The sequence below is a fragment of the Ciceribacter sichuanensis genome (genome assembly GCF_024055605.1).
Classification (GTDB): domain Bacteria; phylum Pseudomonadota; class Alphaproteobacteria; order Rhizobiales; family Rhizobiaceae; genus Allorhizobium; species Allorhizobium sichuanense.
In genome coordinates this window covers 145,736-158,430 of the sequence record NZ_JAMXLX010000001.1, presented here as the reverse complement: position 1 = coordinate 158,430, position 12,695 = coordinate 145,736, and the positions used below count along the sequence as shown (strand labels likewise).

General features: G+C 62.4%; 13 protein-coding genes. 4 read left to right on the top strand and 9 right to left on the bottom strand.

Translation table 11 applies throughout. The features are described from left to right. Positions 1-146 precede the first annotated feature (146 nt). The 3 genes from NBH21_RS00685 to NBH21_RS00675 all read left to right on the top strand — a co-directional run bounded on the left by NBH21_RS00685 (position 147) and on the right by NBH21_RS00675 (position 2,640). Positions 147-920 (top strand): L,D-transpeptidase, encoded by a 774-nt coding sequence (locus NBH21_RS00685; protein ID WP_250912045.1) that lies wholly within the window; start codon positions 147-149, stop codon positions 918-920. 132 nt (positions 921-1,052) lie between these two features. Continuing rightward, positions 1,053-1,739 carry a L,D-transpeptidase gene (locus NBH21_RS00680; protein WP_250912044.1) on the top strand — a complete coding sequence of 229 codons (687 nt, stop codon included), beginning with the start codon at positions 1,053-1,055 and terminating at the stop codon, positions 1,737-1,739. 238 nt (positions 1,740-1,977) lie between these two features. Further along, positions 1,978-2,640, top strand: coding sequence for an outer membrane protein (locus NBH21_RS00675; protein WP_163903673.1), 663 nt, complete (start codon positions 1,978-1,980; stop codon positions 2,638-2,640). Between the two features lie 26 nt (positions 2,641-2,666). On the opposite strand, the gene NBH21_RS00670 is transcribed toward NBH21_RS00675, so the two are convergent. The 5 genes from NBH21_RS00670 to NBH21_RS00650 all read right to left on the bottom strand — a co-directional run bounded on the left by NBH21_RS00670 (position 2,667) and on the right by NBH21_RS00650 (position 7,712). Next, positions 2,667-3,128, bottom strand: a complete 462-nt coding sequence (locus NBH21_RS00670) for a hypothetical protein (protein WP_250912043.1) — start codon at positions 3,126-3,128, stop codon at positions 2,667-2,669. A gap of 92 nt (positions 3,129-3,220) precedes the next feature. Next, a complete protein-coding gene (gene glcF / locus NBH21_RS00665; protein ID WP_250912042.1) occupies positions 3,221-4,519 on the bottom strand; it encodes a glycolate oxidase subunit GlcF in 1,299 nt (432 codons plus the stop codon). Between the two features lie 64 nt (positions 4,520-4,583). Next, the gene (locus tag NBH21_RS00660) at positions 4,584-4,964 is read right to left on the bottom strand and encodes a DUF4870 family protein (RefSeq protein WP_250912041.1); all 381 of its coding nucleotides are present in this window, start codon (positions 4,962-4,964) and stop codon (positions 4,584-4,586) included. Then, positions 4,961-6,169 carry a glycolate oxidase subunit GlcE gene (gene glcE, locus NBH21_RS00655; protein ID WP_250912040.1) on the bottom strand — a complete coding sequence of 403 codons (1,209 nt, stop codon included), beginning with the start codon at positions 6,167-6,169 and terminating at the stop codon, positions 4,961-4,963. Before glcE ends, NBH21_RS00660 begins: the two co-directional genes overlap by 4 nt. A gap of 109 nt (positions 6,170-6,278) precedes the next feature. Then, positions 6,279-7,712, bottom strand: a complete 1,434-nt coding sequence (locus NBH21_RS00650) for an FAD-linked oxidase C-terminal domain-containing protein (protein WP_250912039.1) — start codon at positions 7,710-7,712, stop codon at positions 6,279-6,281. A gap of 139 nt (positions 7,713-7,851) precedes the next feature. Between NBH21_RS00650 and NBH21_RS00645 the strand changes: the two genes are divergently transcribed. After that, the gene (locus NBH21_RS00645) at positions 7,852-8,748 is read left to right on the top strand and encodes a LysR family transcriptional regulator (protein ID WP_250912038.1); all 897 of its coding nucleotides are present in this window, start codon (positions 7,852-7,854) and stop codon (positions 8,746-8,748) included. A 6-nt stretch (positions 8,749-8,754) separates the two neighbouring features. Here the strand turns inward: NBH21_RS00645 and NBH21_RS00640 are convergent, their stop codons facing one another. From NBH21_RS00640 to NBH21_RS00625, 4 genes are read right to left on the bottom strand one after another with little or no spacing between them, the layout of a single operon-like run. Beyond that, complete coding sequence (locus NBH21_RS00640; protein WP_250912037.1) at positions 8,755-9,438, bottom strand: LutC/YkgG family protein; 684 nt, start codon at positions 9,436-9,438, stop codon at positions 8,755-8,757. Between the two features lie 2 nt (positions 9,439-9,440). Beyond that, positions 9,441-10,871 (bottom strand): LutB/LldF family L-lactate oxidation iron-sulfur protein, encoded by a 1,431-nt coding sequence (locus NBH21_RS00635; RefSeq protein WP_250912036.1) that lies wholly within the window; start codon positions 10,869-10,871, stop codon positions 9,441-9,443. 15 nt (positions 10,872-10,886) lie between these two features. Next, positions 10,887-11,666 (bottom strand): (Fe-S)-binding protein, encoded by a 780-nt coding sequence (locus NBH21_RS00630; RefSeq protein WP_250912035.1) that lies wholly within the window; start codon positions 11,664-11,666, stop codon positions 10,887-10,889. Further along, positions 11,663-12,517: a FadR/GntR family transcriptional regulator gene (locus NBH21_RS00625; RefSeq protein WP_250912034.1), complete on the bottom strand. Its 855-nt coding sequence runs from the start codon at positions 12,515-12,517 to the stop codon at positions 11,663-11,665. Before NBH21_RS00625 ends, NBH21_RS00630 begins: the two co-directional genes overlap by 4 nt. Positions 12,518-12,695: the final 178 nt, after the last annotated feature.

The window sequence follows — 12,695 nt, the reverse complement described above, 5'->3', positions numbered from 1 at the left end:
ACCGGCCGCTAACCCTGACGAAAGGTTTACGGCACAGGCGGCCTTTTAATGAACGCGCATTTACCAATTGTGGCGACGCCGCTGGCACGATCGCGTCAACGAGGCCACTCGGCCCCTGTTTTCGGAAAAATGTAGCGAGTCGTCCGATGTTGAAGAAGTCGATATTCCTGGCCGCCTGTGCCGGCATGATTGCCGCAACGCCCTCCCTTGCCGATGACCGGTACCAGACGCGTCCACCGGTGATCGTCAGCCCCGACCTTTCGGCTCCGTGGGTGATGCAGCTCGGCGGCGCCACGCGCCCCGTCGTCTATGCGCCGAACCCGGCCCGGCAGCCGCGTCAGCAGGTCCGCACCTACCAGCAGCGCCCCGTGGCGCAGCGCCGTACGCCGATGCCGCAGGCCACCCAGCAGCAGATGGTGCAGCCGGCGGCCATGCGTCCGAACCAGCCGATGAAGACACAGATCGATCCGGTATTCCTGCCGCAGATGGTCGCCTACGACACTCCACACAAGCCGGGCACCATCGTCATCGATACCAACAACCGTTTCCTCTATCTCGTGACCGGCAACGGACAGGCCAAGCGCTACGGCGTCGGCGTCGGCAAGCCCGGCTTCGAATGGGCCGGCACCCACAAGATCACCGCCAAGAAGGAATGGCCTGACTGGACCCCGCCGAAGGAAATGATCTCCCGCGAAGCTGCCAAGGGCCACTACCTGCCGGCCCGCATGGATGGCGGACCGGAGAACCCGCTCGGCGCCCGCGCCATGTATCTCGGCTCCACGCTCTACCGTATTCACGGCACCAACGCGCCCTGGACCATCGGCAACGGCGTCTCTTCCGGCTGCATCCGCATGCGCAATGAAGACGTCGTCGATCTCTACGAACGGGTCGGCGTGGGCACGAAAGTCATCGTGATGTAAATCACACAGCATGACCGATAGTCCTGCAAATGGCCTTGCATTTCGCATATTTCTTATGAGGAAATGCTGAAAGGCTTGCATTGAAACGGGAGTCGGATAGGCTCCCGTTTCCGTGATTTGGGGGATCTCATCATGCAGAAATACGTGAATGTGCTTGCGGCCGCGGCGATCATGGCGACGAGTGCGCTAGCTCCGATCGAGGCCCAGGCCTTCAGCGGCAATCGTCCGGCGACGACCAGCGACGTGACGCTGGCGGCAACTCAGCCGAAGCAGGTGGCAGAAAAGTTCAAGCGACGCGTCGTCCGTCTCGTGACCGACGAAAAGCCCGGAACGATCATCATCGATACCAACAACAAGTTCCTTTACTATGTCGAAGGCAACAACCGCGCGACCCGTTACGGCGTGGGCGTCGGCCGCGAAGGCTTCGGCTGGTCGGGCGTGGTCAAGATCGGCCGCAAGGAAGAATGGCCGAGCTGGCGTCCGCCGGCTGAAATGCGCGCCCGCGAGGCCAAGAAGGGCCATATGCTTCCGGTCGTTCAGGAAGGCGGCGTCGACAATCCGCTCGGCGCGCGCGCCATGTATCTGTTCAAGGGTGGCCGCGACACGATCTTCCGCATCCACGGCACCAACCAGCCCTGGACCATCGGCCTGAACATGTCTTCCGGCTGCATCCGCATGATGAACAAGGATGTCGAGCACCTCTACGAGCGCGCAGACATCGGCTCGAAGGTCATCGTGGTCGGTCCCGGCAACAAGCAGGGCGATGTCAGCTTCGAAGACCGCGGCATCGACATCCTGCGCACGATCCTCGGCGGCTGAGGCCTGAGACAACCGAATCACGGCAGGCGGCGTACCCATGCTCGCCTGCCGGCATGGGATGCCGCGGCCAATTCTGGCTTCACCATCCACCAAGCGCGTCGCTCACCTTGACAAAAGGCTGTTTGCCGGACGTCAGCCGCCGCTTTCACGGATTGGTGATGCAAAATGGAAACAGACTTGCCGCCGAAATTCCCATATAAAACTTGTCAGTCATAACTAGATTTTTCGGGTCGCCACCATGAACATCAAACTTCGTTTCCTGCTCTGTGCATCGGCTGCCGCCGTCGCTCTCTCTGCGTCGCTCGCCCATGCAGAAATGACGATCTCCGCTTACGGTGGCGCCCAGTCAGCACCCCACAGCGACGTTGAAGTCTCCGACCAGCCGGACTTCACCGCCGGCTGGGAAGGCAAGTCCTTCTCGATGCCTCCCTACTACGGCTTCCGTGGCACCTGGTGGCTGGAAGATCTCGGCCAGCCGAACCTCGGTGTCTCGATCGACTACAGCCATGCCAAGGTCTACAGCAACGACAGCACCCGCGCCGAAGCCGGCTGGAGCCACTTCGAATTCACCGACGGCCTGAACCTGCTTACGCTGAACGCGCTTTACCGCTTCCCGATCGAAGGCACCAAGTTCGTGCCTTATGTCGGCGCCGGCGCTGGTATCAACATCCCGCATGTCGAAGTCACCCGCCCGTCGGGCGTTACCTCGGAATTCCAGGTCGGCGGTGCGACCATTCAGGCACAGGCCGGCGTGGCCTATCAGTTCACCGACCGCTGGTCGGCCTTTGTAGAATACAAGGGTAACTACTCGTGGGTTGACGTCGACATCGACAGCGGTGCTTCGCTGAAGACCGACGTCATGACCAACGCGGTCAACGCCGGTATTACCTTCCACTTCTGAGCCGCTGAGGCCTTGCGACGCAGGGCTTAGTGCAGATCGCAGACGACCGAAGCCCCGTGTGACAGGACAATGTCGCGCGGGGTTTTGTTATCTGGCGACGTCGATATCCTGATGTCGTAGTTGCCCTGGAAACGTTCATTCTTCCGGGTGGACGTGACGAAGATCGTCAGTTCGAAACTGCCGACCAGTTGCTTGTCCTGCAGGTGCGACGATAGCTGCAGGCGAAGCTCTTGGTCATTCATCGACTGCTGGGCGAGTACGGGAGTATCGAAACGCAGGTGACGAAACGCCGGCGGCACCTTTTCATCCTTGATACCGACCACGCCCCGGAAGTTCACCAGCTTGCCTTTATCGCTTGCGCTGATATCGCTTTCGATCGACAGCCTCAGGACCTCGTCAGCGGCCGCGCAATAGAGACGTTCGGCCGCGTGAACCGGAGAGGATGCGGCAAGCAGCAGGATGGCGAGGCCAGTGGTCACGGCGCGCATTCGATCTTTCCTTCCGGTCGGCAAATCAGGTTCCGACGGAAGAAATCTGCATCAGCATTGCCTTAAAAAGCATGAATGATCAGATCGAACCGTCAGGCCAATCCTGGGGGTTTCTCCCCGCCATAGGCCCAATCCAGAAGCTCGACCGTGTGCACGATGGGGACCGAGGTTCCCGAGGCGATCTGGGTGAGACAGCCGATGTTGCCGGCAGCGATCACGTCGGGCTTCGTCGCTTCAAGGTTCTTCACCTTGCGTGCCTTGAGCTTGGCCGAGATCTCCGACTGCATGATGTTATAGGTGCCGGCGGAACCGCAACAGAGATGGCCCTCGGCCGGATCGCGCACCGTGAAGCCCGCATTTTTCAGAAGCGTCTTCGGCGCCATGGTCACCTTCTGCCCGTGTTGCAGGGAACAGGCGGAGTGATAGGCGACCGTCAGGTTCTTCCGCTCCTGCACCGGCAACTCGAGTGTCAAAAGATATTCGGTCACGTCCTTTGCCAGAGCGGAGACGCGTTCGGCCTTACCGGCATAGTGCGGATCGAGGCGTAGCATGTGGCCGTAATCCTTGATCGTCGTGCCGCAGCCGGACGCGGTGATGACGATGGCGTCCAGCCCGTCGTCATCGATCTCGCGGATCCAGACATCGACATTGCGCCTTGCACTGGCAAGAGCCTGCTCCTCGCGGCCCATGTGGTGGACAAGAGCGCCGCAACAGCCCTCCCCTTCCGGCACGACGACCTCGATGCCGAGACGCGTCAGCAGACGAACCGTCGCGGCGTTGATGCCCGGATCGAGGACGCCCTGGGCGCAACCGGTGAGGATCGCGACCCGGCCGTGGCGCTCTCCCGCTGCCGGATGCACTGCCGGCCGGGCAATCGCGGAAACCGGGGGCACGGAGGCCGGCGCGAGGTCCAGCATGGCGCCGAGCGGCCGCAATGCCGGCACCCGCTTCAGCAGACCGGAGAACGGGCGCCCGAGCCGCGCAAGCCGGAGAGCAGCTCGGAAGCGCGCGGGGTAAGGAAGAGTCATCGCCAGCACCGCGCGGGTCAGCCGGTTCACCAACGGGCGGCGGTAGGTCTTTTCGATGTGAATGCGCGCGTGATCGACCAGATGCATGTAATCGACGCCGGATGGACAGGTCGTCGTGCAGGCAAGGCAGGAAAGACAGCGGTCGATATGGGTCACCAGATCCTTGTCGGCCGGTCTGCCGTTTTCCAGCATGTCCTTGATGAGGTAGATACGGCCGCGAGGGCTGTCCAGCTCATTGCCAAGCGTCACATAGGTGGGACAGGTGGCCGTGCAGAAACCGCAATGCACGCATTTGCGCAGAATGCTTTCCGCCTCGGCGATATGCGGATCCGTCAGCTGTTCTGCGGTGAAATTGGTTTGCACGTCCTGCCTCCCGGCGGGCGGCGGCTCCCTCGCCTTGCTCCCGCGTGTTCCTGTGTATCGAGCGTCAGATCCACCAGCTCTGCGGCTTGTCGATCGGCTGGCCGGCTGAGGCTTTCTGAAGACCGATGATGCAGCGGACGACGACCCAGACGACCGTGGCGATGCCAAGCAGAACGCCGATCACCGCGACCGTCAACAGCACCGAGATCACCCCGTAAAGCAGGCCGATCCAGAAGGTGCGGATGGCCCAGGTGTAGTGCGTATCGACCCAGCCGCCCGCCTTGCCGCGGTTCAGATAGGCGAAGATGACCCCGATGATGGTGCTGATACCGATGACGAAGCCGAGGAGATAAAGGGCATAGACAAGCTGGACATTGAGCTTGCCGGGTTCCAGCCAGCCGTCCGGACGCTCAGAGCCGGGAAGTGGCGAGATCGGATCCGTCATTTCATATCTCCTTTGACCATACGGCCGGGGTTGAAGATGCCGCGCGGGTCGAATTTCTCCCGGACCCGCTCCGAAAGCAAGGCGACTGCAGGCGACAGCGGCTCGAAGGCGGACACACCGGCACGAACGGACGAGCGGGCTCTCACCAGCGTCGCATGACCGCCTCCGGCGGCCTTCACGTAGCGCCGCAACAGATCCGCCTCGGGATCGGCCTCCATGCGCATCCACACCAGGCCACCTTGCCAATCATAGAAAGCATCGATCCCCGCTTCCAGCCGGAGTGCGGCGACGAGCTTCCAGCCTTCGGAGGGGGCGACCGACACGCGCCAGAGCGGCCGCTCCGTGCCATCGGCATAAGGATGGACGTCACGAATCTCGCGCCAGAGCCAGGCCGTCTGTTCCGGATCGAGCCGCGATACGGGACCGTGCGATGCGAGCGCCATCGCGAGCTTGTCGGCCCTGACGGCAACGGAGGCTTCAATGCCTTCCAGCCTGAGGACGGTGGCCGGGCCATCCTTCAGCGCCCCGCCGATGAAGCGGCTGCGAACGGTTTCCGGCAGGTGGGCGGCCCCCGATACCTCGACCGACAGCGCCATGGCTTCCGCCATCGCCTTTGCCGCCTCGGCATCTTCGAGACCTGACACCACGATCGTCACGGCCGTCTTCGGCTGCGGCAACACCTTGAAGGTCACTTCAGTCAGCAGGCCGAGCGTGCCGTGGGAGCCGGCCATCAGCTTGACCAGATCGAGACCGGTGACGTTCTTCATCACCCGGCCGCCAGCCTTGATGACTTCCCCGTGGCCATTGACGAAGCGTACACCAAGCAGATGGTCCCGCGCGGCGCCGGCCGTGAACCGGCGGGGACCGGAAGTATTGGTGGCAAAGACCCCGCCAACCGTCGGCTGGCCCATCGTTCCCATCATGCCCCGGTGATCGGCGGGTTCGAAGGCCAGTGACTGGCCATGAACGGATATCGCCGATTCGATATAGGCAAGCGGCGTTCCGGCTCGCGCGGTCAGGACCATTTCCGCCGGATTGTAAGTAACGATACCGGTAAGCCCGGTCGATCGCAGCTCGGCAGCACCCAAAACGGCGTTGCCTAGACAGGCGCGCGTTCCGCCGCCGGATATGGCGAGCGGCACGGCTTTTTCGGCATGGGCACGGATCATTGCCGCGGCCTCGATTTCCGACTGCGGGATCAGCATGCAATGCCTCCGGGATGTCCCGCGCACTTACCTTCTGCCGGATGGATCAGGCAGAAGAAGCGGACAATCGGGTGAGGGAAAGCGCTTACAGGTGCAACAAACAAATCCGTCACCCCCGGCCCTCCAGCGGAAAGACCTTGGAAGGGTTGAGGATCCAGGTCGGGTCGAAGGCGGCGCGTGCGGCCATCTGCTGGGCAAGATCGGCCTCGGCATACTGGTGCCGCATGAGGTCGCGCTTCTCGATGCCCACGCCATGCTCGCCGGTGAGACAGCCGCCAGCATCGACGCAGAGCTTGAGGATTTCCATGCCCGCAGCCTCGGCGCGGGCTGCATCTTCGGGATCGTTGATATTGTAGAGGATCAGCGGATGCATGTTGCCGTCGCCGGCATGGAAGACATTGGCGACGCGAAGACCGTAGCGATCGGTGATCTCGGAAGTTTTCCGGAGCACATCGGCAAGCTGGCTGAGCGGCACCGTGCCATCCATGCAGATGTAATCGGCGATGCGGCCGGTCGCGCCGAAAGCCGATTTTCGACCCTTCCAGATCAGAGCCGCCTCGGTCGCGGATTGGCTTTCACGCACGGTCTTCACCCCGTGCTTGCGGGCGATATCGCAGATGTCGGCCAGCATGGCGTCCATCTCCGCTTCGGAACCTTCCACCTCGACGATCAGAAGCGCCTCGACATCGAGCGGATAACCGGCCTTGGCGAAAGCCTCGCAGATGCCGATCGCCGGCTTGTCCATGAATTCGATGGCGACAGGCACGATGCCGGCGCCGATGACATCGGCGACGCAGGAACCGGCGGCTTCCGCGCTGTCGAAGCCGAACAGGACGGGCCGCGCGCCTTCCGGCTTGGCGAGCAGCCGCACCGTCGCCTCGGTGACGATACCGAGCTGGCCTTCAGAACCGCAGACGAGACCGAGCAGATCGTAACCTGCCGCATCCAGCGCCTTGCCGCCGAGTTCGATCACCGTGCCGTCGACCAGCACCATCTTAACGCCGAGCAGGTTATTGGTGGTGACACCGTATTTCAGACAGTGCGCACCGCCCGAATTCATGGCGATATTGCCGCCGATCGTGCAGGCAAGCTGCGAACTGGGATCGGGGGCGTAGAAGAAGCCATCGACACCGACCGCATCGGAAATGGAGAGATTGGTAACGCCTGCCTGAACGGTGGCGCATCGATTGGCATAGTCGATATCGAGAATGCGCGACATGGCCGAAAGACCCAGCACCACCGCGTCTTCCTGGGGAATGGCGCCGCCCGAAAGCGAGGTACCGGCGCCGCGCGGCACGACCGGAATGCCATAGCGATGACAGTATTTCATCACGGCTGCGACTTGTGCCGTCGTTTCGGGCAACACCACCGCAAGAGGCCGCCGGCGATAGGCTAGGAAACCATCGGTTTCGAAGGGAACGAGTTCGACCGGCTCATGCACCAACCGCTCGGCAGGCACGAGTTCGGCGAGATCGGCAATGATCTCCTTGCGCCGCGCGAGAATGGCGGCATTCGGCTGCAGAAACGCAATCGCCTCGGTCATGTCTCCCCCCAAGTGCGGACGTTTCAGAGATACATCCGCCCAGCCGCTTCATTAACTGGTATTGTTTCTTTACCACTTCAACCAAGGTCGTGCAAATGCTATACACTTATGACAAAATTGGAAACAATATGGAATACTCATGACAAATCTCGGCGACCTCGAAGTCTTCGCCAGGGTTATCGCGACAGGCAGCATGTCGATGGCGGCGCGCGATCTGGGGCTGTCACCTGCCGTTGTGTCGAAGCGCATCAAGCGGCTGGAAGACCGGCTGGGAACGCGGCTCCTGCAGCGTACAACCCGGCAGATCTCGTTGACGGAGGCGGGACAAGGCTTTCACCAGCGCATCCTTGCCGTCCTTGCCGGCATTGAGGAAGCAGAGACCTACGCCTCCGGACGCTCGTCGGAGGTCTCGGGGACGCTGAAGATATCGGCACCCACCTCCTTCGGCCGCATGCATATCGCGCCGCATCTCAAGGCCTTCATGGATGCGCATCCGGATCTCGCCATCCAGCTGGTACTGTCCGACGAATTCACCGACATCGTCGGTGGCGGTTTCGATCTGGCGATCCGCATCGCGGAACTGACCGACTCGACACTGGTGGCGAAGCGGCTCGCCCCCGTCCGACGTCTGCTCTGCGCCTCGCCGGATTACATCACGGCGCACGGCATGCCTCGGAACATCGACGACCTGAAACGGCACCGCTGCCTGCCCGCCCACAACCACGACGTCTGGCGACTGGAGGGACCGCAAGGCACGCTCAACATCCGGCCGGAGGGCATGCTGATCACCAATTCCAGCGAAGTCATCCGCGAGGCAGTGATCGCCGGCCTCGGCATCGCATTGCGTTCCACCTGGGACATCGGCGAGGAGCTGAAGACCGGCCGGCTGGTGCAGGTCCTGCCGGCCTATGAGGGCTCGCACAATGTCACGCTATCCGCCGTCTACCCCAGCCGGCAGTTCCTGCCGGCCAAGGTGCGCCTGTTCATCGACTATCTCGCCGAACTCTACGGCCACGTGCCCTATTGGGAGCGGTAGAGCCTTTCAGTTCACAGCGGCAGGCCCGACGATGACGATGTGCAGCGCGCGGGGACCGTGCGCGCCGAGCAGCAGGGTCTGCTCGATGTCTGCCGAGCGCGAGGGGCCAGTGACGAAGTTCACCGTGCGGGACATATCGCCGCCGCGAACGGCGCGGAACCGCGCCCATACGCTTTCCATGTCTCCGGAAACCTCATCGGCCCGCAGCACGACGATGTGGTGCTCCGGCAGGAAGGTCAGCGTTACTGGATTGTCGGGTCCTGAAAGCAGGGCCAGCGTGCCGGTTTCCGCAATCGCACCGAAGGCATGGCTGACGGCGGCAAGATCATGCCCGTCCGAGGCGCCGTGCCGGATTTCGAGCGTCGCTTCGCTCGACCACGGTGCCGTGGCAAGCCGAGGATCCTTGCCGATACGGATCGCGGCCGGCAGGTTGCGGCGCTTGAGATAGTCGCTGACGGCGGCCGGCAGGGCATCGAGCGTCTCGATTCTTTCCGTCGTCGCACTGTACTTTTCCGCCATGGACACGAAGAGAGCGAGACGCTCTTCCGGCGGCAACTGGCCACGCGCTGGAATAATACCGGTGGGATGATCCGCCAGACGCGCGGCGACGCTTGCCTCGCGAACGGTATCGTTCGACGGCACCTTCAGTGAGGAGCGGATCTTGTGGAGGATGGCTTCCTTGCCGTTCATGGTCATGCTCTCCGTTTGCCCGCCTGCCGGGCTGCCCATTGCTGCATGAATGTGCCGCCTTCCGGCGCGGGCAGGTCGCGGTATTTCGTCCAGCCGCCGGCGAGCGGCAGCGCTGCGATACGGTGCCTGCTGCCGCCGAGCGCGGAAAGGACGCTTGCGCCGAGCGAAGTGGCCATCCGGTAAAGCTTCGGCCTTCTCGCGAAGAAGGCCCAGACCGATAGACCATAGCGGCTTGCGGCCGGTGTGAGATGGCGCTCGAATTCACGCTCGCGCCAGTGGCGCATCATCTTCGGCAGCGGGATGCACATGGGGCAGACGCTTTCGCAGCGCCCGCAGAAGGTCGAGGCATTCGGCAGGTGGCCCGATTTGTCGACCCCGAACAGCGAGGGCGTCAGCACCGCCCCCATCGGACCGGGATAAACCGAGCCATAGGCGTGGCCGCCGACAGCGTGATAGACCGGACAGTGGTTCATGCAGGCGCCGCAGCGGATGCAGCGCAGCATCTCCTCGAAATCGGTGCCGAGCATCGAGGTGCGGCCATTGTCGAGCAGCACGACGTGGTATTCGTCGGGACCATCGGGATCTTCCGTCCGCTTCGGACCGGTCGAAAAGGTGGTGTAGACCGACATGTCCTGACCGGTGGCGGAACGGGCAAGCAGGCGAAGGATCTGCGAACAGTCCTCCAGCGTCGGCACGATCTTTTCTATAGACGCGACGACCACATGCACCTTGCCCAGCGTCTGGGTGAGATCGCCATTGCCCTCATTGGTGACGATGACCGACGAGCCGGTTTCGGCGATCAGGAAATTCGCGCCGGTAATGCCGACATCGGCCTGAAAGTAGCGCTTGCGCAGTACTTCGCGGGCTTCCGCCAGCAGCGTTTCGGGAGCAGTCAGGTCGCGTTTCGCATCGAGATGGGTGTGGACGCGGCGGAAATCCTCCTCCACCTGCTCCTTGTTCAGATGAACGGCCGGCGCGATGATGTGGCTCGGATGTTCGCCGCGAAGCTGGATGATGTATTCCCCGAGATCAGTCTCGACCGGCTCAACGCCCTGCGCTTCGAGATATTCGTTGAGGTTGATTTCCTCGGTAATCATCGACTTGCCCTTGGTGACGGTCTTCGCCTTCACCCTGCGACAGATGTCCATGACGATGCGGCGCGCATCCTCGGCGCTTTCCGCCCAGTGCACATGCCCGCCGGCCGCGATCACCTTGCGCTCATAGGCTTCGAGATAAAGATCGAGATGGGCGAGCGTGTGGTTCTTGATCTCGCGGGCGCGGTCGCGCAACCGATCGAACTCCGGAAGCGCCGCAACGGCTGCGGCGCGCTTGGCGATGAAGCCCTGCTCGACATTCTTCAGCGCCTTCTGAAGCTGCGGATCGTGAAGCGCGCGGGCGGCATTTTCCTTGAACTGCGGCGCAGTAAACTGCATGGGCTCTCCCTCCCCTTACTTCCCTGTGCCGGCGATCGGCGCCGTATCCGTCATGCCTGCCAGCACCTCCGCGACGTGGCGAACCTCCACCTTCGAGCCCTCGCGCTTCAGCTTGCCGGCCATGTTCATCAGACAGCCCATGTCGCCGGCGAGCAGCATGTCGGCGCCCGTCGCCTCGATGGTCGCCGTCTTCTTGCCGACGATGGTGCCGGAGATATCGGAATATTTGACGCAGAAAGTGCCGCCGAAACCGCAGCAGACATCGCTGCCGGCCATTTCCTTCAGCTCCAGCCCTTCGACGGAGGCAAGCAGCTTGCGCGGCTGCTTCTGCACGCCGAGTTCACGCAGGCCAGAACAGCTGTCGTGATAGGTGACGCTGCCGGAAAGACGGGCTTCGACGCAGGTCATGCCTCTGATGTCGGTCAGGAATGAAACGAGTTCGAACACCTTGTCCGAGAAGCGCCGACAGCGCTCTTCCCATTTCACATCGCCCTTGAAGATCTCGGGATAGTGATGCTTCAGCATGGCGCCGCAGGAACCGGAGGGTACAACGACATAGTCGTAGCCTTCGAACAATTCGATGACCTGGATCGCCAGATCCCGCGCATCCTTCCGGTCGCCGGAATTATAGGCCGGCTGACCGCAACAGGTCTGCGCCATCGGCACATGCACCTCGCAGCCCGCATCCTCGATCAGCTTCGCGGCGGAAAATCCGACGCTCGGGCGGAAGAGATCGACCAGACAGGTGGCGAAGAGGCCGACACGCGGCCGCGTCGACTGGTTTTCCGGGATCATGATGAAGCCTCCGGCTTGTCGTTTGTCTTGAGTTGATTGTTGTTTCGGGACCCGCGTCCCTGGGATGAATTGCCATCGCGGCGGATCAGGCGAAGCTTCGCCACACGCCCCCACTCGTCGGCGCGGACGGACTCATCGACAGCCTGCATGACGAAATCTATGTGCGACTGGGCCGCCTTCTTGGCTTCGTCCGCCTGACCGCCGACGATGGCGTCATGGATCGCGAGGTGCTGTTCGAGCAGGCGTTCACGAGCATTGTGCAGCGCGAAGACGGCCTTGCGGTTGAAGAAGATGCCTTCGGAAAGCAGGCGGTAGCATGCCCGCATGGTGTGCAGCAGGATGATGTTGTGCGCGGCCTCGCCGATGGCGTTGTGAAACTCGACATCGGCGGCAAGCTCGTCTTCCGCATTGCCGCTTTCATGCGCCTGCTTCATGTCGTCGACGATGCGCGACAGCAGCGCCCGGTCGGTATCGGTGGCGCGGCGCGCTGCGAGTTCCGCCGTCAGTCCTTCGAGTTCGCGGCGATATTCGAGATAGTCGCGTGTCGCCCGCGCATGCCGGGAGATCAGTTCGGTGATCGGCTTCGAAAACACCTGGCCGATGATATCGGCGATATAGGTGCCGCCGCCGTGATGACTGACGACGAGGCCGCGCGCCTCCAGTTCCTTCAGCGCCTCGCGCAGGATCGGCCGGGAAACGTCGAAGGCCTGCGCCATGTCGCGCTCTCCCGGCAGCCGGTCGCCATCGCGCAAGACCCCGTCAAGGATCAGGCTCTCGATCTGCTGAACCACTTCAGCCGCTGTCCGGCTATGGCTGATCTGGGCAAAAAGCCCCTCGTCCCTCTCGCTCAACCCGCGTCCTCCTCAGTTGCGCTATCTAGCAAGCGGAAAGCGAATTGGTCAAATTATTTGTCCACTTTCGCATAGGCCGTCCATGCGCTTGACGGGTGTTGCCCGGAGTGTGGCAATGGCGCGTTCCCGCGTCATTCTGTTGCGGTGCGGCAAACAGACCGCTGACATCCCCATCTGA

What these genes read in the sequence shown, in the direction of transcription:
- NBH21_RS00645 (WP_250912038.1), top strand. Translation starts at nt 7,852, where the DNA reads ATGACAAATCTCGGCGACCTCGAAGTCTTCGCCAGGGTTATCGCGACA.
- NBH21_RS00640 (WP_250912037.1), bottom strand. Translation starts at nt 9,438, where the DNA reads ATGAACGGCAAGGAAGCCATCCTCCACAAGATCCGCTCCTCACTGAAG.
- NBH21_RS00635 (WP_250912036.1), bottom strand. Translation starts at nt 10,871, where the DNA reads ATGCAGTTTACTGCGCCGCAGTTCAAGGAAAATGCCGCCCGCGCGCTT.
- NBH21_RS00630 (WP_250912035.1), bottom strand. Translation starts at nt 11,666, where the DNA reads ATGATCCCGGAAAACCAGTCGACGCGGCCGCGTGTCGGCCTCTTCGCC.
- NBH21_RS00670 (WP_250912043.1), bottom strand. Translation starts at nt 3,128, where the DNA reads ATGCGCGCCGTGACCACTGGCCTCGCCATCCTGCTGCTTGCCGCATCC.
- NBH21_RS00685 (WP_250912045.1), top strand. Translation starts at nt 147, where the DNA reads ATGTTGAAGAAGTCGATATTCCTGGCCGCCTGTGCCGGCATGATTGCC.
- NBH21_RS00650 (WP_250912039.1), bottom strand. Translation starts at nt 7,712, where the DNA reads ATGACCGAGGCGATTGCGTTTCTGCAGCCGAATGCCGCCATTCTCGCG.
- NBH21_RS00675 (WP_163903673.1), top strand. Translation starts at nt 1,978, where the DNA reads ATGAACATCAAACTTCGTTTCCTGCTCTGTGCATCGGCTGCCGCCGTC.
- NBH21_RS00660 (WP_250912041.1), bottom strand. Translation starts at nt 4,964, where the DNA reads ATGACGGATCCGATCTCGCCACTTCCCGGCTCTGAGCGTCCGGACGGC.
- NBH21_RS00680 (WP_250912044.1), top strand. Translation starts at nt 1,053, where the DNA reads ATGCAGAAATACGTGAATGTGCTTGCGGCCGCGGCGATCATGGCGACG.
- glcE (WP_250912040.1), bottom strand. Translation starts at nt 6,169, where the DNA reads ATGCTGATCCCGCAGTCGGAAATCGAGGCCGCGGCAATGATCCGTGCC.